The organism is Streptomyces sp. CA-181903, assembly GCF_050937075.1.
Lineage (GTDB): Bacteria > Actinomycetota > Actinomycetes > Streptomycetales > Streptomycetaceae > Streptomyces.
Genome location: NZ_JBNJLY010000001.1, coordinates 4923609 through 4944534 on the forward strand (window position 1 = coordinate 4923609; position 20926 = coordinate 4944534).

Consider the following 20926-nt stretch of genomic DNA (forward strand, 5'->3'; position numbering starts at 1 on the left):
ACGGGGCGCGCCGGGCCCGCGCCCGCACGCTGGCAGCGAACACGCGGCCGCGGCCCCCGCCGAGGTCAGTGCTCGTTCTTCGGGAATCCGGCGATGCCGCGCCACGCCAGCGAGGTCAGCAGCTGGACCGCGGTGCCGCGCGGGACCGTGCCGCCGCTGGAGAGCCAGTAGCGGGCGACGACCTGGGAGACGCCGCCGAGGCCGACGGCCAGCAGCATCGCCTCCTCCCTGGCGAGGCCGGTGTCCTCGGCGATGACCTCGCTGATGGCCTCGGCGCAGGCCAGCGAGACCCGGTCGACGCGCTCGCGCACCGCGGGCTCGTTGGTGAGGTCGGACTCGAAGACCAGCCGGAAGGCGCCGCCCTCGTCCTCGACGTAGGCGAAGTAGGCGTCCATGGTGGCCGCCACCCGCTGCTTGTTGTCGGACGTGGACGCCAGCGCCGTGCGCACCGCCTGGAGCAGGTTGTCGCAGTGCTGGTCCAGCAGGGCCAGGTAGAGGTCCAGCTTGCCGGGGAAGTGCTGGTAGAGCACCGGCTTGCTGACGCCCGCGCGCTCGGCGATGTCGTCCATGGCCGCGGCGTGGTAGCCCTGGGCCACGAAGACCTCCTGGGCGGCGCCCAGGAGCTGGTTGCGTCGGGCTCGGCGCGGCAGGCGCGTGCCCCGCGGGCGCGCCTCGGTCTGCTCGATGGCTGTCACGCCGCCTCCCATGGTTGTTCGTGCACGGTGTGCACCGCGCCCGCCATCGTACTTTTGGGTAACCGCGCCGTGCGTGGCCGGAGGGGAGAATTTCACCGGACGGACGCTGTGGGAAGCCCACAAATATCCGACAAATCCCGTGATGCGGCGGCGGTCGGCGGCCGTCTCGCGGCGCGAACGGCGCCCGGCGGGGCCTCGCGGGCCGCTCGGGAGCGCGCGCCTCCCCGCCTCACCGGTAGTCGTCCTCGTCCAGCTCCACGACGCGGGCCTGCTCCGCGCGGTCCGCCTCGTTCGCCGCGCCCGGGTCGATCGCGGTCAGCGGGTCGTCGCGCGTGGGGGCCAGGTCGGCCAGCTGCTCGGCGGCGTCCGCCTCGGGCGCCTCGACGCCGATCTCGGTCGCCACGGCCGCGCCGTCCTCGGTGTCGTCGAAGTCCTCGAAGGTGTCCGGGTTCGTCGGGTCGACAGGCATGCGGAAGGTCTCCTTCGTCCTCGTTCTCCGGGCGGTCCGCCCGGGCCCGGCCTTCGCCGGTGTACCGGAACTCCTTCCCGTGGGAGCCGTCGCAAGTCCCTTCCTCCGAGCGTAGGAGACGCGGCTGTCCGCCGCCAGGCGATCTGTGACGGCCGCCACAGACGATTCCGGCGTGATGCTCTCGTAACATTGCCCGCATGTCGGAGACCGAGTCGCCGGTGGCACCGGGTGCCCCCGCCGTTCCCGTGGTGCCGCCCTCGCCCCTTCCGCCGTCCGGCGCGGGGGAGCGGCTGCGCACGGTGACCCTGCCCGGAGCGACGCTGACGGTGCGCTCCCGGCCGCCCGCCGCCTCGGACGGTCCGGCTCCGCCACCCGCCCTCTTCGTGCACGGCCTCGGCGGCTCCTCGCGCAACTGGTCCCCGCTGATGGCCCTGCTCGCGGACGACGTCGACGGGGAGGCGCTGGACCTCCCCGGCTTCGGCGACTCGCCGCCGCCGGACGACGGCGACCACTCGGTCACGGCCTGCGCCCGGGTGGTCATCCGCCACCTCGACGCCCGCGCCCGCGGTCCCGTGCACCTGTTCGGCAACTCGCTGGGCGGCGCGATCGTCACCCGCGTCGCGGCGGTCCGCCCCGACCTCGTCCGCACCCTGACGCTCGTCTCGCCCGCCCTGCCGGAGCTGCGCCCGCAGCGCACCGCGCTGCCCACCGGGCTGCTGGCCGTGCCGGGCGCCGTCTCCCTCTTCGCCCGCCTGACCAGGAACTGGACGGCCGAGGACCGCACGCGCGGGCTGCTCGCCCTCTGCTACGGGGATCCCGGGCGGGTGTCCCCGGAGGGCTTCGCCATGGCGGTCGAGGAGTTCGAGCGCCGGCTGGAGCTCCCCTACTTCTGGGACGTGATGGCGCGGTCCACCCGCGGGGTCGTGGACGCGTACACCCTCGGCGGGCAGCATTCGCTGTGGCGTCAGGCCGAGCGCGTCCTTGCCCCTACCCTGCTGGTGTACGGAACGAGCGACCGGCTCGTCTCGTACCGCATGGCCCGCCGGGCGAGCAAGGCGTTCCGCGACTCGCGGCTGCTGACGCTGCTGGGCACCGGCCATGTGGCGATGATGGAGGATCCGGACGCGGTGGCCCGTGCCTTCCGCGAACTCCTCGCGGACACCCTCACGACGTCGGAACGGAGCGCCACGCCCCGTGGGTAAACACAGCGCACGTGCCCCCCAGGCCCCTCATCAGGCCGCCCCCGGGGGCGTACGGAGGAGGCGCCGGAGGTCCCCGGCGCCCGGGAGGCCGTCCGGACCGCCGAGCGGCCCCCCGGAACGGAGGACGACGGGCCGTCCGGCCGGCCGGAGCCCGTCGTGCGGTCCGCCCCGCGGGGCCCGGCCATCGGCTGGGGTGTCATCGGGCGGCAGGGCGGTCCATCGTCCTCCTCGGGATCCGCCGGCCCGTCCGGGCGGTCCCGGCCGTCCGGCGCGCGGCCGAAGCCGGCCCGGGTGCCGGAGCCGCGCCGGGGGAGCGGCGGCCGCGGGGACGGGCCCGGCGCGGGCGCGCACCGGGCCGTCGGCGGCAGAGGCCGCGCGGTCACCGGGGTGGCCGCGGCGGTGGTGACGGCCGTGCTGGCCGTCTTCGTGGCAGGGCAGGTCGAGGACGGAACGGAGAGCCGGGCGCAGGCGCAGACCCCGGACGCGCGGAACGGCGCGGGCGCCGCCTCGCGGTCCGACAGCCGCCCGACGCCCCGGGCGCCCGCGGCGCCGGTGACGTACGAGCAGAAGATGGCGAAGAAGTACCCCCTGGACCAGCGGATGCCGGCCTCGGGTGAATTCATGACCGTCGGCGGGCAGGACAAAGCCCCCGGTAAGGGTGAAGTTCTCCGTTACCGCGTTGACGTCGAGAAGGGGCTGCCGCTTGACGGCGACCTCTTCGCCACCGCCGTGCACCGGACCCTCAACGACGACCGCAGCTGGGGCCACGGCGGCACCCGCACCTTCGAGCGGGTCTCCTCGGGCCACGCCGACTTCGTGGTGACCCTGGCCGGCCCTACGACCACGGCCAAATGGTGTGCCAAGTCGGATCTGGACATCACCGTGGACAACGTCTCCTGCGACTCCGCCGCCACCGACCGCGTGATGATCAATGCCTACCGGTGGGCGCAGGGCGCCGAGACCTACGGCGACCGGATGTACGAGTACCGGCAGATGCTCATCAACCACGAGGTCGGCCACCGCCTCGGCCACAACCACGAGTCCTGCGGCAAGGCGGGCGCTCCGGCTCCGGTGATGATGCAGCAGACCAAGTTCCTCACCACGGACGGAGTGACCTGCAAGCCGAACGCCTGGCCGTTCCCCTAGTGATCGTATTCCTCGGTTCGCCGAGGCCCAGGCGGCCGCGCCCGGACGGCGACGCGGGGCGTCGCGGTCCGGGCGCGGTGCGGTGGAGGCGCTGCGACGCGGCTACGCGCCCTCGGACTCGACGACCGTGATCACGAACGGCCGGCGGTCGTTCGCCTTGTTCTTGTCGTCGACGCTGCGCACGGAGACCGACCCGCCGGTGAGCGTGCCGACGGGGACGTCCGTGGAGAGCCGGATGGGGATGATGGCCGTCTGGTCTTTGGACGGGGCCAGGCCGGCCGGCCAGGAGCAGCTCACTCTGCGGTTGTTCCGGAGGACCTCGCAGTTCTCGGGGTAGAACGGTCCCTCGGGTGTGACGCCCTCGGGCAGATCGATGGTGACGGTGAACCGGTTGGCGGTCTGCTCGGGGCCTTGGTTGATGACGAAGGCGTGCACGGTGGTCGTGCCACCGGGTGGAGCCGCGTCCGGGTCGATCCGGACGACCTCCAGGTCGGAGTCGGACGGCGGAGCGGCCATCGCCGTGGTCATGGGCACCAGTGCGGCCGTCAGGGCCGCGCCGGTGATCATCGTCCATCTGCGCAAACGGCGGGAGCGGCGGTTCTCTGTCGTGATGAGAGCCATGCGGTTACCTGCCTTGCCGGTACGGCGCGGGTCTCCGGAGCGACCTGACGCGCCTCGTGCCGACCAGGATCAGGCATCTCCCGGTACGTCACGGTCGGATGAAAGCACTCTTCCTCCCTTTGAGTGAACAGGGTGAAATAGGTGATTTATCGGGCTGCGGCAGAGCAGTCCTTACCGAAGGCCACCGGTCGTCGGCCCGCTGCCGCGCCCCGGCCGATGCCAGGGCCGCCACGTGCCCGTCGGCGAGCCGGTCTCCGTGCCGCCCGCTCGGCGGCGCGGGCTCGGGGTCCTCGCCGGGCCCGGATCCCGCGAGAGCGCCGCCGCGTACGCCCTCCTCGGCCCGTACCGCGGAGCGCCGCCACGCCTTCGCCGGGGTGGGGCGCCTTCGGCGGCGAAAGGGCGGCACCCGGGCAAGCGCCTATAACGCACCCCAAACGGGAAGGTCACGCCCGTTCACCCCTTCCGGTGGTGCGATGGACAACCGTCCGTCGCACCACCTCCGCGCCCCCATAGCGTGCTCCCGGCTGCCGGACGACTGAGGGATCGGGGGTGCGCTCGTGCGCGTGGGACTGCTGACCGAGGGTGGGTACCCGTACGCCGCTGGTGAGGGCGGGGAGTGGTGCGACCGGCTCGTCCGCGGACTGCCCAGGCACGAGTTCGAGGTGTACGCGCTGAGCCGCAGCGCCCGCCAGGAGGACGGCGGTTGGTACGCGCTGCCCGGCAACGTCCGCCGGATCAGAGCCGCCCCGCTGTGGGGCGGACCCGCGCCCGGCGGGGCGGCGCGCGCCCACGGCGCGTACGGCCGGCGCGAACGACAGCGCTTCACCGCCCACTTCGGCGACCTGGCCGCCGCCCTCACCACACCGGGCGACCAGGCGTACCGTTTCGCCGAGGGCCTCTACGGGCTCGCCGGCCTCGCCCGCGACGAGGGCGGCCTCGTCGCCGCGCTCCGCTCCGAACTCGCCCTCCGGGCCCTGGAGACGGCCTGCCGCGCCCCCGACGCGCACCCCGGCGCGCAGGGCGTCCGCGTCGCCGACCTCCTCGTCGTCGCCTGCCTCCTGGAACGGGCCCTGCGCCCGCTCTCCCTCGACTGGTACGGCGCCCCGGACGGCGACCTCGGCCTGGCCGGCGTCGACCTGTGCCATGCCGCGTCCGCCGGCCCGGCCGCCCTGCCCGGACTGCTCGCCCGGCGCTTCTTCGGGACCCCCCTGCTCGTCACCGAGTACGGCGTCCGGCTGCGCGAGCACTACCTCACCGAGCCGGCGGGCCTCTCCGTGCCCGTCCGCACCTTGTTGTCCGCCTTCCACCGGCTGCTGGCCGGCGAGACGTACGCCCGCGCCTCGCTGATCACCCCCGGCGACGCACAGGTCCGCCGCTGGCAGGAGCGCTGCGGTGCCGACCGCGGCCGGCTGCGCACCGTCCCGCCGGGTGTGGACGCGAGCCTGTACGAGGCCGTCGGCGAGGCGCGCCCCGAGCGGCGCGGGGAGGGCCCGGTGCTGCTCCTCGCCGGGGCCCTCCCGAACCCTGGCTCTGGGAGGCGACCACCGTCCTCACCCTGACCCGGCCGGACGTCCGGCTCCGCGTCACCGGCGTCCCGGAGGGCGGGCCGCTGCCCGAGGGCGTCACCCGAGTCGCCGCGTGCGGTCCCGAGGACTACGCCGACGCGGACGTCATCGTCGTTGCCTCCCCCGGCGACGGCTTCCCCGTGCCGCTGGCCGAGGCCATGTTCTGCGGCCGCGCCACCGTCGTCCCCGACACGGCGACGGCGCGCGAAGTCGTGGGCGGCACCGGCCTGGTGGTGCCCGCGCACGACCCGCACGCCCTCGCCGAGGGCTGCCTCACGCTGCTCGACGACCCCGCCCGCGCGGACCGGCTCGGCGCCGCCGCCCGGGCCCGCGCCCTGGAACTCTTCACCGTGGAGCGGAACATCGCGACCTTCGGCGGCATCTACCTGGAGCTGCTGTCGGCCGCCCCGGCGCGGCAGGACGCCGCCGCTCCGCGCGACGCGGCGCCCCTCGCCGCCGCCGGGCGCCCGCGCGGACTCGCCTGGTCCGCCCGTCCCGCCTCCCCTTCCTGGGCGGGCCGCCGGTGACGCGCGCCGCGGCACCGGCCGCCGACCCCGCCGCCGCCCCCGTGTTCGGCGGACCCGCGATCCCCGCGCAGGCGGGTCCGGGTCACGCGGGCCCGGGCCAGGCGGGGCCCGCGCCGGCCGTCGGCATACCCGCCGCTCCGGGGCGCCCCGGGCCGGCCCCCGACCCGGTCCGCGCCCTCCTGCTCCGGCACCACGGGGTGTGCGCCGACGCCGTCGACCCCTGGGAGCTGGCCGCACGGCTGGAGGCGCGGGGCGTCACCGACCGCGCGGCGGCGGTCTGCGGGCACCGGGACGTCTTCTCGCTCGCGGAGGAGCTGTACGCGCGCGTCGGCGGGGGAGTCGGGAGCGGTACGGAGGCGGGTACGGGCGCGACGGCCGGAGCGCGGAGGGCCGGGGCGCGCAGGCCGCGGGCGGCGGAGGCCGCCAGGGCGGCCGGGGAGGGGAGGCGGAGGCCCGACGAGGTCGAGTGGCCGCAGTTCCGGACGCGGGACTGGGGGCGTTACGGGTGGCCGGGGCCTCCGGCACGGAGAGAGCGCCGGCGCTCGGCGGGGGAGTGGACGCCGGGTCGGGGGCGGCCGGGCACTCCTCACGCGCCGCCGGTCTCCCCGGTGCTCCGCACGATGCCCATGCCGCCGAAGTCGTTGGGGCCTCGCGGGTGTTCGGGGTCTCCGGGCCCTCCGGAGTCCCTGATGCCTCCGAGGTCACAGCCGACTCCCGCGTCGTGCGAGCCTCCTGCCCCTCGTACGAGTCGTACGACCCCGACGCCTACGGCCTGTGCCCCGCCCGCCCCGGCCGGCGCCGCCGGACCGTCGCCGCGGCCCTGGCCTGGGCCTGGCTGCTCGCCTACGGGTGCGTCGGCGACCGGCTGCTCGCCGCGCTGCTGCACGGCCACGCGCGGACCGGCCCCCGCGCCCTCGCCGCCGCGGCGGCGCCCACCGCCCTCGGGCTGGCCTGCGCCGTCGCGCCCGCCGCGTGGTGCGCGCACGCCTTCGCCGGGTACGCCCGGCGGCGGCTGGCCGACAGCCGCTCGCTGACCGCCTTCCGCGTACGGGCCCGGTGCGCCCTGCCGGCGGTGCTCACCGTCGCCCTCGGCGCGCTCTTCCTGTCCGTGTGGACGGCCCGGTCCGCCCTGCCCGGGCTCGGACACCCCACCTCCGTCCCCGCGCTCGCCGCCCTCGCCCTCGGCTTCCTGCTCTTCCTCGACCGGCTCTGCGCCGCCCACGGCCCGGCCCGGCCCGCCGCGGCGGCCGTCCTCGCGGCCTGCGCGGCCGAGGCACTGCCGCCCGCGCTGCTGCTCGCCGCGCGGCTCCCCGGCTGCGCCGCCCTCGGCTGGCCCGTCAGCAGGCTGCCCGGCGCCCTCGGACCGTCCGGGCCGGGCCTCGTCGCCTGCGCCGGGGCGGCCGCCGTCCTGGCCGTCCGGGCCTTCGCCGTCCTGCCGCACGCGGCCGTCCACGGGCTGGGCGGGCCGGGCGGGCCGGTCGCGGCGGGGGTGGCGGGGGCGGCTCACGCGTCGTCGGGCCACCCCGGTCCGTCGGCCGGATCGCGCGACCCGTCCGACGCCTTCGGTCCGACGCCGGGCCGTGCCGACGCGTCGTCACGCCGCCCCGGCCCGTCCGACACCCCCGGCCCGTCCGACACCCCCGGCCCGTCCGACACCCCCGGCCCGTCCGACACCCCCGGCCCGTCGGCCGGTCACCACGGCCCGTCATACGGCCGCCCCGGCCCGTCGTCCTGCCTCCCCGATCCCTCGCCCGGCCTCCCCGGCCCCTCCCGCCGTCCCCGCGGGGCCGAGCCCTCCGCACACCCCCGTCAGAGGAGCACCCACCATGACCGTTGATCCGACCGGCCTCGGCCCCGGCCCCGGCAGTCCGGCCGAAACCGACACCGATACCGGCATCGGCATCGGCATCGGAACCGGTATCGAAACCGGCAGCGCCGCCGACCGCACCGCCGGCCGCGGCGGACGAGAGCGAGGAGGAGAACGATGAGGGTCCTGTTGCTCGGTGCCAACGGCTATCTCGGCCGCTTCGTCGCCGACCGCCTGCTCGCCGACCCCGCCGTGCAGCTCACCGCCCTCGGCCGGGGCGACGACGCCGACGTCCGCTTCGACCTGGCCACCGGCAGCCCCGGCGCGCTCACCCGGTTCCTCAACGCCGTCCACCCCGGCGTCGTCATCAACTGCGCGGGCGCCACCCGCGGCGGTGCCCGCGACCTGACCCGGCACAACACCGTGGCCGTCGCCACGGTCTGCGAGTCGCTGCGCCGCAGCGGCTGCGGGGCGCGCCTCGTCCAGGTGGGCTGCTCCTCGGAGTACGGACCCTCGCAGCCCGGCTCGTCCACGGCCGAGGACGCGGTGCCGCGCCCCGGCGGCCCGTACGGCGTCAGCAAGCTCGCCGCCACCGAACTCGTCCTGGGCTCCGGCCTGGACGCGATCGTGCTGCGCGTCTTCTCGCCCGTCGGCCCGGGCACCCCGGCGGGTTCGCCGCTGGGCCGGCTCGCCGAGGCCATGCGGCGGGCCATGCAGAACGGCGACAACGAGCTGAAGCTCACCGGGCTCGGGGTGCAACGCGACTTCGTGGACGTCCGTGACATCGCGCGGGCCGTGCACGCCGCGTCCCTCTCCGCCGCCCAGGGCGCCGTCAACATCGGCACCGGCCGGGCCACCCGGCTGCGCGAGGCCGCCTCGCTGCTCGCCCGCGTGGCCGGCTTCGGGGGCGCCCTGCACGAGCTCGACGACCCGCACCTGGGCGCCACGCCCGTCTACCCGTACCCGGACGGCTGCGGCGCCTGGCAGCAGGCCGACGTGCGCACCGCCCGCGACCGGCTCGGCTGGCGGCCCCGGATCGGCCTGGAGGAGTCGCTGGCCGACATCTGGATGGAGGCCGCGTGTCGTATCTGACCTCGTCCGGCAACCGGCGCCCGCTCCCCGCGGCCAAGGCGCCGCTGCGGCTCGGCGTCCCCGGCTTCGCCCACCCGCTCGTCGCGCCCGTGGAGTGGGGGCGGCTCTGCCGCGCGGACCTCCCGCTGGACTGGACGGTGCTCGGCAGCGCCTCCGGCGGCCCCGGCAGCCGCCCGGACCCGTACTGCACGGCCGCCGCGGCACCGCTGCGCGACGCCGGCGTCCGCGTCCTCGGCCACCTCGACGCGGCCTTCGGCGCCCGGCCGTTCGGCGAACTCCTCTCCGACGCGCAGCGGTTCCTCAACTGGTACAAGGTGGACGGCTTCGCGGTGGCCCGCTGCCCCGCCGACACCGGCGCGCTCGCCGACGTCCGCCGCGTCACCGGCGCCCTGCGCACCCTCCACGACCGGGCGTACCTCGTGCTCCTGCACGGCAGCCACCCGGTCGCCGGATACGCGGCGCTCGCCGACCAGTTGGTGACCTTCACCGGCCCCTGGAACCGCTACCGCTGGTCCCGCCCCGCCGACTGGACGGCCGACCACCCGCCCGGCCGCTTCTGCCACCTCGTGCACAGCGTTCCCCGCGCCCACCTGGAGGAAGCCCTTCTCATCACCCGCCGGCAGGGCGCCGGGACGGTCTACATGACGGACCGGACCGACCGCGACGGCCTGGACCCCTGGGAGTCCATGCCCGGGTACTGGGACGACTTCATCTCGAACATCGGACCGGGTGTCTCGGAATGAGCCGGGGCGTGGCAGGGTTGCAGGGGAAGTACAGAACGCTGCCTCTACGTTCCCCGCGCCCGTGGGGATGACCCTGGAGACCCCGTGTCGCTGCCACCCCTGGTCGAGCCGGCTGCCGAGCTCACCGTCGACGAGGTCCGTCGGTACTCGCGCCACCTGATCATCCCGGACGTCGGGATGGACGGGCAGAAGCGCCTGAAGAACGCCAAGGTGCTCTGCGTGGGCGCCGGCGGCCTCGGCTCACCCGCCCTGATGTACCTGGCCGCCGCCGGCGTGGGCACGCTCGGCATCGTGGAGTTCGACGAGGTCGACGAGTCCAACCTCCAGCGGCAGATCATCCACAGCCAGTCCGACATCGGCCGCTCGAAGGCCGAGTCCGCGCGGGACTCGGTGCTCGGCATCAACCCGTACGTGAACGTCGTCCTCCACCAGGAGCGCCTGGAGGCGGAGAACGTCAAGGAGATCTTCTCCCGGTACGACCTGATCGTCGACGGCACCGACAACTTCGCCACCCGCTACCTGGTGAACGACGCCTGCGTGCTGCTGAACAAGCCGTACGTCTGGGGCTCGATCTACCGCTTCGACGGCCAGGCGTCCGTCTTCTGGAGCGAGCACGGCCCCTGCTACCGCTGCCTCTATCCCGAGCCCCCGCCGCCCGGCATGGTCCCCTCCTGCGCCGAGGGCGGCGTCCTCGGCGTGCTCTGCGCGTCGATCGGCGCCATCCAGGTCACCGAGGCGATCAAGCTGCTGGCCGGCATCGGCGATCCGCTGGTGGGCCGCCTGATGATCTACGACGCCCTGGAGATGTCGTACCGCCAGGTCAAGGTGCGCAAGGACCCCGACTGCGCGGTCTGCGGCGAGAACCCCACGGTCACCGAGCTCATCGACTACGAGGCGTTCTGCGGCGTCGTCTCGGAGGAGGCCCAGGAGGCCGCCGCGGGCTCCACGATCACTCCCAAGCAGCTCAAGGAGTGGATCGACGACGGCGAGAACATCGACATCATCGACGTCCGCGAGCCCAACGAGTACGAGATCGTCTCCATCCCCGGCGCCCGCCTCGTCCCCAAGAACGAGTTCCTGATGGGCACCGCCCTCCAGGACCTCCCCCAGAACAAGCGCATCGTCCTGCATTGCAAGACGGGCGTCCGCTCCGCGGAAGTCCTCGCCGTCCTCAAGTCCGCGGGCTTCGCGGACGCGGTCCACGTGGGCGGCGGCGTCATCGGCTGGATCAACCAGATCGAGCCGGACAAGCCGGTGTACTGAGCGTCGGCGTAAGCGTGTCGCGGGCGTAGAACGGGCCTTCCCAGCCCGTTCTGCGCCCGTGCCGCGTTTTGCGCCGGTCAGCGCCGCATACAGGTGTCAGGAGCGAGGCTCCGCCCCGACGGGTTCCAGCGCTTCGGGAACCGTCGTCCAGTAGCGCCCGCCACCGGTGGCCCGCAGCCATGCCACGCCTCCGACGGCGTCGACAGCGATCACGGTGCCGGTCCGTTCCGCGACCGAGTCGCGGACCACGGCCTTTTCGTAAGGGCGCCAGACCGTGGCCAGGAACGCGGCGCGTCCTTCGACCCAGTCGAGGACATCCGAGTAGCTCTCGGTTCCTCTGCTGACCACCATCGGCGGCGCGTAGGTGACGATGCCTCGCGCCAGGCCGGTGACGACGAACCGCTTGGCAGCGCGCCAGCCCGGCCGGGGCGCCCGGGACGTGGCTTCCCGCTCGTCGGTCAGTTCTGCGGAGACTCTCCAGCCGCGTCCTGAGGCGTAATCGCGGCACGCGGCAAGGAACGGGTCGAGATCGGTCCCGGCAGGGCCGGACACGTAGACGGCCACGGTCGGGTGGGTGGTCGTGGGTGCGAGGTGCATGCGCATGGTCGCGTCTCTTTCCTCGGTGCTCCGTCACCCTCGCCGCGCGAACCGCGGATTCCCTGCGGTGACATGCGGGCGGGGAACGTGAGTGGGTGCTCCCACGTCCACGAGACGCGAGAGGTCCAAGTGAGGATGCCCACCTTAAGGCGAATCGCCTTAAGGTGGCAAGGTCGGTGATGGGTGATCAAAGCGTGCGCGGTACCGTGGGCCTCTCCGGAAGAGGGGTGAGACGGTGGCGAACCAGCAGTGGGAGAGCGAGTCCGCCAGGTATCTCGTTCCGCGTGGGCACGGGCGGCCCGACGCGTGGACCGAGGAGGCCGCCGAACGGAAGGGCCGGGGCGGGCAGCGGCTGCTGGAGGTCGGGGTCGTCGAGCCGTCCGGTGACGTGGCTCGGGCCCTCGAACTCGCCGACGGCGAGCGCGCGGTGGTCCGGCGGCGGCTCGTGCTGCTGGACGACGCGCCCGTCGAGATCGTGACGTCTCACTACCCCGGCCGCATCGCGGAGGGGACACCACTCGCCGAGCCCGGGAAGGTGCCCGGTGGTGCGGTCACCTTTCTGGCCGGGCTCGGGTATCTCGCGAAGAAGGTCGAGGAGGGCGTCAGTTGTCGGATGCCTTCGGTCGGGGAGCGAAAGCTGCTGTGCCTCGGTGAGCATGAGCCCGTGCTCGTCGTCTCGCGGCTCGTGCTCTCCGACGACGACGTGCCGGTGGAGGTCTGCGAGATGGTCATGAACGCCCGGGACAGGACCGTGCGTTACCGGATGCGGATGGACTGACCATGGCGCGCCGGAAGGATCCCCGCCCCGCTCATCAGCAGATCGCGGCGCGCATCAGGGACCAGATCATGTCGGGACACTTGGATCCCGGAAGCAGGCTGCCGTCCACGCAGCAGCTCATGGACGAGTACGGCGTGGTCGGCACCACCGTGCAGAAGGCGCTGCAACTGCTCAAGGCCGAGGGCGTCGTCGTCGGCCGGCCCGGCAAGGGCGTGTTCGTCCGCGAGGAGCCGAATCACGTCATCGAGCCCGCCTCGTCGATGCCGCCTTCCGCCCCAGGGACGCCCTATTGGTGGACGCGGCATGCCGCTGCCCGAGCGAAAAAGGGCACGGCCCGCATCCTGGAGGTGGCGGAGGTCGCGCCGCCCAAGGACGTCGCGGCGGCGCTCGGGCTCGCGGAGGGCGCGACGGTCGTCGTCCGCAAACGGGTCATGCTGCTGGACGACGAGCCCGCCGAGCTCGTCCACTCCTACTACCCGGCGGAGCTCGCGCACGGGACCCGGCTCACCGACCGGCGGCGCATTCCCGGCGGGAGTCCGGCACTGCTCGCGGGGCTCGGCTACCCGCCACGCGAGTTCACCGACCGGGTGTCCGTCCGGCCGCCCACCGCCGAGGAGTTCGTCACCCTTGAACTCCCGGGCGAGGTGCCCGTCCTGCGGATCTTCCGCGTCGTCCGTTCCGATCGCGGGCGGCCGATCGAGGCGACCGTCATGGTCAAGGCCGGGCACCTGTACGAGCTGGAGTACCGGCTGCCGGTGGGCTGACGGCCGGCGGCGCGGCTACGAGCACGTCGTGCCCTCCTTAGGGACCCTGCCCTCCAGCAGGTACGCGTCGACCAGGCGCGTCATGCAGCCGTTGCCGCTGTTGTACGCGCCGTGGCCCTCTCCCCGGTAGGTCACGCCGACGCCGACGCCCTTGCCGAGGCGTTCGGTCATGGTGCGGGCGCCCTCGTACGGGGTGGCGGGGTCGCCGGTGTTGCCGATGACGACGATGGGGGCCGAGCCGTCCGCGCGGACGTCGGGGGTTTTCCAGGCGCCCTTGACGGGCCAGTCGGTGCACTGGAGGAGGGCCCAGGCGGCGGACTCGCCGAAGACGGGGGAGGCGGCGCGGAAGGCGGGGAGGCGGGATGTGACGTCGTCGGCCGTGTAGCGCTGCTCCGCGTCCGCGCAGGAGATGGCGCGGTTGGCGGACTGGAGGTTGCTGTAGTGGCCGTCGGGGGAGCGGCCTTCCAGGGAGTCGGAGAGGAGCTGGAGAGTGGTGCCCGTGCCCTTGGTGCCGGCCTCGCGGAGGGCGGCGGTCAGGTACTTCCAGGTGTCCTGGGAGTAGAGGGCGGCGGCGATGCCGTTCACCGCCTCGTCCTGGGTGAGGGGGCGGTCCTTCTGAGTGGTGGGGAGGGGTGGGCGTCCAGGCGCTTCAGGAGGGTGGTGATGCTTTCCCGGGTGGGGCAGGCGGTGGCCGCCGCTCCCTTGGCGCAGTCCTTGAGGTAGTCGTCCAGGGCGAGTTGGAACCCCTTGGCCTGGGCCAGGGAGCCCTCGGCCGGGTCCTGGGAGGGATCGACGACGGCGTCCAGGACGGCGCGTCCGACCCGCTTGGGGAACAAGTGGGCGTAGACGCCGCCCAGTTCCGTCCCGTACGAGATGCCGAAATAGTTCAGCTTCTCGTCGCCGAGCGCGGCGCGCAGCCGGTCCAGGTCGCGGGCCGCGTCGGTGGTGCCCACGTGCGGGAGCACTTTGCCGGAGTGCTGGGCGCACGCCTGGACGTAGCGCTTGTTCTGGGCGAGGGCGGCCGCGATCTCGCCGGCGTCGTCGGGCGTCGCGTCCGTCGACTCCGCGGCGTCCAGCTCGCGGTCGTCCAGGCAGCGCACGCCCGCGCTCTCGCCGACGCCGCGCGGGTCGAAGCTGACCAGGTCGTAGCGGGTGCGCAGGCCGGCGTAGCTCTTGGCGAGCTCGGGCAGCGTCGCCACCCCTGAGCCGCCCGGGCCGCCGAAGTTGAAGACGAGCGAGCCGATGCGATGGGCGGAGTCCGTGGCCCGGGCGCGGATCAGGGCGAGGTCGATCGTCGGGCCGTCCGGTTTCGCGTAGTCCAGCGGGACGGGCAGCGTCGCGCACTCCCAGCCCTTGCCGGGGGCCTTGCCGCCGCCCTGGATCGCGGTGGGCGCGGCGCACGGCTTCCAGCGGCTCGGGGTGCCGCTCCGGGCCGCCCTGTCCTTTCCGCTGTCACCGCCGCCGTCGGTACCGGAACCGCCCCCGTCGCCGGATCCGCAGCCGGCGGCGGTGAGGACGAGCGCGAGGGCGGCGCCTGCGAGGGCGAGGACCCTCGGCCGTGATGGACTCATGCCACGACTCTACGGTGGGGGTCGGACACCCGGCGGGGGAACGCTCCGGGGCTCCGGGGGCCCGCGGGGGCGTCCGAGGGCCCGTACCGCGCGCGTCCGGGCACGCGTCGTACGCCGCCGGCCGCGCCGTGCGCCTCACGGCCTCCGGGGCGCGGCCTCCGGGGGTATCGCGCGCACCGGGCGCTCGGAACCGGGCCCGTACCCCGGCGCGAACCCGTCCCGCGCCGGCGCCGACGCGTCGCCCGAGGGCCGTGGCGTCGCCGGGGTCGGCGGTACGGGAGTGCCGTCCGGCCCGACCATCGGGGCCGACTGGGTCTGCCAGAGCGCCACCAGCGCGGCCAGTAAGGCCGTGACGGCCAGGGCGCCGGTGAACCGCCGCGCGTGCCGGCCGGACTCCGGATCCGGTCCGGGCCCTGGCCCCGAGCCCGGGCCCGGCCCCGGTCCTGAGGGTTCTTCCCGCATGTCACCCCTCCTCTCGCCCCTGAAACGGCCCGCCCGTGCGGGCGGCCCGTGCCGTCCCCCGGCGCAGCGACCCGACGACCGACCCGTGTGCGAGCGATCGTAGTGCGGGCCACTGACATTCGAGAGAGCGGAATTCGCCGTACGGTGTGATCTGCCATGTGTGCTATGAGCACACCGTGCCGCGCCCCGGCACAGTACCGTCAAGGAGATAGGCGTCGACGGCCTTCTTGACACAGGAATTGCCGCTGTCGTAGGCACCGTGGCCCTGCCCCCGGTACGTCATCTCGACGCCGACCCCGTCGCCCAGCGCTCGCGCCATCCTCTGCGCTCCCTCATAAGGGGTGGCCGGGTCACCGGTGTTGCCGACCACGAGGATGGGCGCCGCGCCCTTGGCGGTCACGTCGGGCGTCCGCCACTCGCCCTTCACCGGCCAGCCGGTGCACTGGGTCAGCCCCCACGCCATGAACGCGCCGAACACCGGGGACGCCTTCCGGAACCGGGCCAGCTGGCCGTCGATCTCGGCGGCCGTGTACCGCTGGGAGAAGTCCGCGCAGGTGATCGCCGCCAGCGACGCCTGGAGGGAGCTGTAATGCCCGTCCTGGCCACGGCCGTTCATCGCGTCGCCGAGCGCCATCAGGATCTTGCCGTCGCCGTTCTCGGCGTCCTCCAGCCCTTCGGTGAGGTAGTCCCAGAACTCCTTGGAATACAGCGACTGGGCGATGCCGGTGGTGGCGAGGGACTGGGTGAGCCGCCGCCCCTCGGCGCCGGGCACCGGCGTCTCGCCCAGCCGGTCCAGCAGGGACACGATCTGCCGCTCGGTCGGGCAGTTGTCGTGCGTGGCGGTGCACGCGGTGAGGTAGTTGCCGAGGGCGAGTTCGAAGCCGCGGGCCTGCGCGAGGGCGCTCTCCACCGGGTCGGTCGTGGGGTCGACGACGGCGTCGAACAGGGCACGCCCCACCTTCTTCGGGAACAAGTGGGCGTACACACCGCCCAGTTCGGTGCCGTACGAGACGCCGAAGTAGTGCAGCTTGTCGTCCCCCAGGGCCTGGCGCATCAGGTCCATGTCCCGGGCGGCGTTGGCCGTCCCCACGTACGGCAGCACCTTCCCGGAGTGCCGTCGGCACCCCTCCGCGTACTTCTCCACCCGCCCGACCAGGGCCTTCTGCTCCTCGGTGGTGCGCGGCATCGAACCGGCCGCGTAGTACGCGTCGAGTTCCTTGTCGTCCAGGCAGGTCACGCCGCCGCTGCGGCCGACGCCGCGCGGGTCGAAACTGACCAGGTCGTAGCGCCGGCGCAGGTCCCGGTAGTCCTCGGCGAACGCCGGCAGGGTGGCCACGCCCGAGCCGCCCGGGCCGCCGAAGTTGAAGACGAGCGAGCCGATGCGGTGCGCGGGGTCCGTGGCACGGGCGCGGATCAGCGCGATGCCCAGGGTGTCACCGTCCGGGTGCGCGTGGTCGAGGGGGACGCGCAGGGTCGCGCACTGCCACTCGTCGCCCGGCGCCCGGGCCGGCACACCCTCCTTGGTGCTCGGCGCGGGACACGACTTCCAGTCCAGGGACGGGCGGGACGGCCCCGCCGAACCGGGCGCCCCCTCGGCGGCGGCCCCCTTCTCCCCGCCGGTGCACCCCGAGACGGCCAGCATCCCGGCGGCGAGCAGGCACCCGGCTCGTATGCGTCTGGACACCGCTGCTCCCGGGGGCGAGGGGTCGGAGGTTCGGACGCGTTCATCGTCCGGGCGGTGTACGGGAGTGCGCGCGCAGTGCGGGGCGTACGGGTGGAAAGGGGAGCGCGCGGGCGGCGGAGTGCGTCGAGGGGGCGGGGAGGGGTACGGGAGGGGGCTGCTCGTGGGGCGCTTCGGGGGCCGTCGGCCGGAGGCCGGGCGGAACGGGGTGCGGCTGGCGTGCTGCCGGGCCGGCGTGTCGGCCGGCCGGCAGGCAGTCGGCGGGCCGGTGCGGTCCGACGGCCGACGAGCTCGGCGTGAGCGGGGGCCGCCCCCGTAACCCGTCGCAGGCCCCCCGCGACCCGTCGCAGGCCCGTCCCGGACCCGTCGCACGTCACCCCAGGACGCCCGCCGGAGCGCGGCGTCAGAGCGGGACGAACGTGACCGCCGCCGCCCGTACGCCCACCCACACCCGCGCCCCCTCCACCGGCCGGAGCTCCGCCGCGGCCCGCGGCGGGAGTTCGGCGACGGCGTCGGGCCCGTCGGTGCCGCCCGCGACCAGGACGCGCAGCCGCCCGCCCTGCGCGGAGACCTCCCGGACCGTGCCGGGCCAGACGTTCCCGCGCTCCGGCCCGTCCTCCGGCGGGCGGGACGCGGAGAGGGCGACGGCCTCCGGGCCGGCGACCGCCAGGGCGGCCGTCGCGCCGTCCGGCGGGGGAGCGGCGGCGGTCAGCTCGGTGCCGTCGTCCAGCCGCAGCGTGCCCTCGCCGGTGACCTTGCCGGGCCAGGCGTTGTGCCCCAGCATCCGGGCGACCCACGGCGAGCGCGGAAAGCGGGTCAGTTCCTCCGGCGCCGCGTACTGCACCACCTCGCCGTCCTCCAGGACCAGGACGCGGTCGGCGAGCGACACCGCCTCCACCGGGTCGTGCGTCACCAGCAGGCACACACCCCCGAAGCCGGCGAGCCGCCGGCGCAGGGCCTGCCGTACGGACGCCTTGGCCGACTGGTCGAGCGCGGCCAGTGGTTCGTCCATCAGCAGCAGCCGGGGGCGCGCGGCCAGGGCGCGCGCCAGCGCCACGCGCTGGGCCTGTCCGCCACTGAGCTCGTGCGGCCTGCGGTGCGCCAGGTGGCCGATGCCGAGTTCGTCGAGGCCGGCCCGGGCCTCCCGGCGCGCCTCGGCCCGGGACACGCCCTGGGCGCGCAGGCCGTAGGCCGTGTTGGCGAGCGCCGTCAGGTGCGGGAAGAGGGCGCCGTCCTGCGGCACCCACGCGATCCGCCGCCGGTGCGCGGGCGCGGCCGACAGGTCCCCGGCGCCCAGGTCGAGCGGCCGCGCCGCGGCCCGCCGGGTGAGCCCGAGCAGGGCACGCAGGAGCGTGGTCTTCCCGGCGCCGTTGGGGCCGACGACGGCCACCGTGGTGCCGGGCGGCACGTCGAGGACGGCGCGGGTGGCGCCGGTGACGGAGGCGCGCAGCGGGTACGCGGCGGGGGTACGTACGGGGGCCGGCCCGCCGGGTGCGTCTCCCCGGGGCCGGTTCCGTGCGTCGGGTGACGGGCGGGCGCCCGTGCCGCGGCTCTCCGCGTCCACGCCCGGACGCGTGCCGGAACCGGCGTTAACGGCCGGGCCCGCATCCACGGCCGGGCCTGCGCCCACGGCTGGGCCTGCGCCCACGGCCGGGCCCGCGTCCGCACCGCCACGCGCGCCCGTACACGCACCCACACCCGCGCCCACCCCGCACCCGGCACCCGCACATCGCCCGCCGCTCCACCGGACGTCCGTCCCGCGGGCGCGGCCTCCGCGTCCGCCCCCGGCGCGCTTCCCGCGGCCTCCCGCCGCGTTGCCACGCCGCTCCCCACCCACCGCCCCCGCAACACCAGCAGCACGGCCGTGGCGATCGCGAGGAGCAGCAGCGATACGGCCGTCGCGCCCTCCGGGTCGTCCTGGAGGAGCAGGTAGACCTGTAGCGGCAGCGTCTGCGTCTCGCCCGGGAGGTTCCCCGCGAACGTGATCGTCGCCCCGAACTCGCCCAGGGCGCGCGCCCAGCACAGTGCCGCGCCCGCGAGGAGCCCCGGGGCGACCATGGGCAGGGTGACCGTGCGGAAGACGCGCAGGGGGGACGCGCCGAGGGAGACGGCCGTCTCCTCGTACCGGGGGTGCAGCCCGGCGAGCGCGCCCTCCAGGCTGATGACGAGGAACGGCATCGCCACGAAGGCCGACGCGACGACCGCGCCCGCCGTCGAGAACGGCAGGGTGACCCCGAACCACTCCTCCAGCCAGGGCCCGGCGACGCCCCGCCGCCCGTATCCCTGGAGCAGTGCCACGCCCGCGACCGTCGGCGGCAGCACCATCGGCAGCATCACCAGGCAGCGCACCAGCGCCTTCCCCGGGAAGTCGACGCGGGCGAGCAGCCAGGCCAGCGGGACGCCGAGGACGAGGGAGAGCAGCAGGGCCCAGCCGGAGACGGCCAGGGAGAGGCCCAGCGCCTGCCGGACCTCGTGCGAGCCGACGCGGGACGGGAGCGAGCCCCACGGCGTCCGGGCCAGCACGCCCGCCAGCGGCACCAGCAGGAACACCACCGCGAGCCCGGCGGGTACGCCGAGCGCCAGGGGCGTGCGCCCCCGGCCCTCCATGCCTGCTCTACTCCCGCCCATAAACGCGCCCGCCCTACGGCCGCTGGAAGCCGGCCGCGCCCAGCAGCTTCTGCGCCTCGGAGGACGACAGCCAGCGCACGAACGCGCCCGCCTCGTCCGCGTGCTTCGATCCCTTGAGCGTCGCGGCCGGATAGTCGGCGACCGCGTTCTGCGCGTCCGGGACGGCGACCGTGGCCACCTTCCCCTTGGCGGCCGTCGCGTCCGTGACGTACACGATCCCGGCGTCCGCCTCCCCGAGCGACACCTTGCTCAGGACGGCCCGTACGTTGGGCTCCTGGGAGACGGGCTTGACGTTCACGTGCTGCTGGTCCAGGACCTTCCTGCCGTACCGGCCGACGGGCACCTCCGGTGCCGCCAGCACCACCTTGAGGTCCTTCCGCGCCAGGTCGGCGAGGTCCTTGACGTGCTTCGGGTTGCTCTGCGCGGTGGCGATCGTCAGCCGGTTCCGCGCGATGACGACGGGCTTCCCCGTCTCCCCGGAGAGCCCGTCCATCGTCTTCGTGTCGGCCGTCACCAGAGCGTCCGCGGGGACACCCTGCCGGACCTGCGAGGCCAGCTCCTGGGAGCCCGCGAACGAGAACTTCACCTTCGTCCCCGGGTGCGCCTTCTCGTAGGCGTCCCCGGCCTGCTTGAAGACGTCGGTGAGGGAGGCCGCGGCGAGCACGGTGAGCGTGGTGCCCTTGCTCTTCCCTCCGTCACCGCCGTCGGCGGACCCGCCGTCCGACGAGTCGTCGCCGCAGGCGGCGGCCAGGGGCAGGAGCAGGGCGGTGGCGAGGGCGGCGAGACGGACGGACGTACGGCGCATGGGTTCTCCGTAGGGTGCCGGGCGGGGGTGCCGGATGGGCGGATCGGACGCGGAGTCAGACGAGGTCGACGTGCACGTTGGTGGCCTTGACTCGGGCCACGGCCTCCATGCCCACGGCCAGCCCCAGCTCCTCCACGGCCTCGCGCGTCAGCAGGGAGACGAGGCGGTGCGGGCCGGCCTGCACCTCCACCTGGGCGGCGACGTCGCCGAGCTTCACCGCGGTGATGATCCCGGGGAAGGCGTTGCGGGCGCTGGAATACGCCTCCTCGCCGTCCTCGTTGGCCTCGGCGGCGAGCGTGACGGAGAACGCGGCGAGGTCGGCCCCGTCGATCTCCCGCTTGCCGTGCTCGTCCCGCCGGGTGGGGATGCGCCCGGCGTCCGCCCAGCGGCGGACGGTGTCGGGGCTGACGCCGAGCAGACGGGCCGCCCGGCCGATGGTGTAGGAGCGCATGTGCGGCACGGTAGAGCCGTTCGCCCGGCATGTGCAAGGGAGGACGGGTGTGTGGGCGG

Annotated in this window: 19 protein-coding genes and 2 pseudogenes; 11 read left to right on the top strand and 10 right to left on the bottom strand. The window is 74.8% G+C overall.

Annotated features, from left to right (window positions below; all coding sequences use genetic code 11):
* Positions 1–65: 65 nt before the first annotated feature.
* Positions 66–695 carry a TetR/AcrR family transcriptional regulator gene (locus tag ACQEVS_RS22105; protein ID WP_433022952.1) on the bottom strand — a complete coding sequence of 210 codons (630 nt, stop codon included), beginning with the start codon at positions 693–695 and terminating at the stop codon, positions 66–68.
* Positions 696–924: 229 nt separating this feature from the next.
* Positions 925–1164, bottom strand: a complete 240-nt coding sequence (locus ACQEVS_RS22110) for a hypothetical protein (protein ID WP_433022954.1) — start codon at positions 1162–1164, stop codon at positions 925–927.
* Positions 1165–1361: 197 nt separating this feature from the next.
* Here ACQEVS_RS22110 and ACQEVS_RS22115 point away from each other — a divergent pair, with 197 nt between their 5' ends.
* Positions 1362–2366 carry an alpha/beta fold hydrolase gene (locus ACQEVS_RS22115; RefSeq protein ID WP_433022956.1) on the top strand — a complete coding sequence of 335 codons (1005 nt, stop codon included), beginning with the start codon at positions 1362–1364 and terminating at the stop codon, positions 2364–2366.
* A gap of 291 nt (positions 2367–2657) precedes the next feature.
* Positions 2658–3512 carry a DUF3152 domain-containing protein gene (locus ACQEVS_RS22120; RefSeq protein WP_433022958.1) on the top strand — a complete coding sequence of 285 codons (855 nt, stop codon included), beginning with the start codon at positions 2658–2660 and terminating at the stop codon, positions 3510–3512.
* 102 nt (positions 3513–3614) lie between these two features.
* Here ACQEVS_RS22120 and ACQEVS_RS22125 read toward each other — a convergent pair whose 3' ends face one another.
* On the bottom strand, positions 3615–4133 hold the full coding sequence (locus tag ACQEVS_RS22125; protein ID WP_433022960.1) for a hypothetical protein: 519 nt from the start codon (positions 4131–4133) through the stop codon (positions 3615–3617).
* Positions 4134–4696: 563 nt separating this feature from the next.
* On the opposite strand from ACQEVS_RS22125, the gene ACQEVS_RS22130 reads away from it, so the two are divergent.
* The 7 genes from ACQEVS_RS22130 to moeZ all read left to right on the top strand — a co-directional run bounded on the left by ACQEVS_RS22130 (position 4697) and on the right by moeZ (position 11130).
* Positions 4697–5692: a DUF3492 domain-containing protein gene (locus ACQEVS_RS22130; RefSeq protein WP_433022963.1), complete on the top strand. Its 996-nt coding sequence runs from the start codon at positions 4697–4699 to the stop codon at positions 5690–5692.
* A gap of 146 nt (positions 5693–5838) precedes the next feature.
* Entirely contained in the window at positions 5839–6225 is a 387-nt protein-coding gene (locus tag ACQEVS_RS22135; RefSeq protein ID WP_433022965.1) for a glycosyltransferase, read from the top strand.
* Positions 6226–6946: 721 nt separating this feature from the next.
* Entirely contained in the window at positions 6947–8062 is a 1116-nt protein-coding gene (locus tag ACQEVS_RS22140; RefSeq protein ID WP_433022967.1) for a hypothetical protein, read from the top strand.
* Entirely contained in the window at positions 8052–8213 is a 162-nt protein-coding gene (locus ACQEVS_RS22145; protein ID WP_433022970.1) for a hypothetical protein, read from the top strand. Before ACQEVS_RS22140 ends, ACQEVS_RS22145 begins: the two co-directional genes overlap by 11 nt.
* Entirely contained in the window at positions 8210–9124 is a 915-nt protein-coding gene (locus ACQEVS_RS22150; protein ID WP_004937390.1) for an NAD-dependent epimerase/dehydratase family protein, read from the top strand. The genes ACQEVS_RS22145 and ACQEVS_RS22150 overlap by 4 nt, the downstream gene beginning before the upstream one ends.
* A complete protein-coding gene (locus ACQEVS_RS22155) occupies positions 9112–9867 on the top strand; it encodes a spherulation-specific family 4 protein (RefSeq protein ID WP_398856981.1) in 756 nt (251 codons plus the stop codon). Before ACQEVS_RS22150 ends, ACQEVS_RS22155 begins: the two co-directional genes overlap by 13 nt.
* A gap of 84 nt (positions 9868–9951) precedes the next feature.
* Positions 9952–11130, top strand: a complete 1179-nt coding sequence (gene moeZ, locus ACQEVS_RS22160) for an adenylyltransferase/sulfurtransferase MoeZ (protein WP_433022973.1) — start codon at positions 9952–9954, stop codon at positions 11128–11130.
* A 96-nt stretch (positions 11131–11226) separates the two neighbouring features.
* Here moeZ and ACQEVS_RS22165 read toward each other — a convergent pair whose 3' ends face one another.
* Positions 11227–11733 (bottom strand): hypothetical protein, encoded by a 507-nt coding sequence (locus ACQEVS_RS22165; RefSeq protein WP_433022976.1) that lies wholly within the window; start codon positions 11731–11733, stop codon positions 11227–11229.
* A 229-nt stretch (positions 11734–11962) separates the two neighbouring features.
* Between ACQEVS_RS22165 and ACQEVS_RS22170 the strand changes: the two genes are divergently transcribed.
* Entirely contained in the window at positions 11963–12505 is a 543-nt protein-coding gene (locus ACQEVS_RS22170; RefSeq protein ID WP_433022978.1) for a UTRA domain-containing protein, read from the top strand.
* Between the two features lie 2 nt (positions 12506–12507).
* Positions 12508–13269 carry a GntR family transcriptional regulator gene (locus ACQEVS_RS22175; RefSeq protein ID WP_433022981.1) on the top strand — a complete coding sequence of 254 codons (762 nt, stop codon included), beginning with the start codon at positions 12508–12510 and terminating at the stop codon, positions 13267–13269.
* Positions 13270–13284: 15 nt separating this feature from the next.
* On the opposite strand, the pseudogene ACQEVS_RS22180 reads toward ACQEVS_RS22175, so the two are convergent.
* The 6 genes and pseudogenes from ACQEVS_RS22180 to ACQEVS_RS22205 form a co-directional block, all read right to left on the bottom strand.
* Positions 13285–14840, bottom strand: a pseudogene (locus ACQEVS_RS22180) (alpha/beta hydrolase).
* 135 nt (positions 14841–14975) lie between these two features.
* Positions 14976–15302, bottom strand: a complete 327-nt coding sequence (locus ACQEVS_RS22185) for a hypothetical protein (RefSeq protein WP_433022984.1) — start codon at positions 15300–15302, stop codon at positions 14976–14978.
* Positions 15303–15465: 163 nt separating this feature from the next.
* Positions 15466–16944 carry an alpha/beta hydrolase gene (locus ACQEVS_RS22190; protein ID WP_433027809.1) on the bottom strand — a complete coding sequence of 493 codons (1479 nt, stop codon included), beginning with the start codon at positions 16942–16944 and terminating at the stop codon, positions 15466–15468.
* Positions 16945–17386: 442 nt separating this feature from the next.
* Positions 17387–19590, bottom strand: a pseudogene (locus tag ACQEVS_RS22195) (ABC transporter permease).
* Between the two features lie 34 nt (positions 19591–19624).
* A complete protein-coding gene (gene modA / locus ACQEVS_RS22200; RefSeq protein WP_433022987.1) occupies positions 19625–20416 on the bottom strand; it encodes a molybdate ABC transporter substrate-binding protein in 792 nt (263 codons plus the stop codon).
* 55 nt (positions 20417–20471) lie between these two features.
* Positions 20472–20867, bottom strand: a complete 396-nt coding sequence (locus ACQEVS_RS22205; RefSeq protein ID WP_398264773.1) for a molybdopterin-binding protein — start codon at positions 20865–20867, stop codon at positions 20472–20474.
* Positions 20868–20926: the final 59 nt, after the last annotated feature.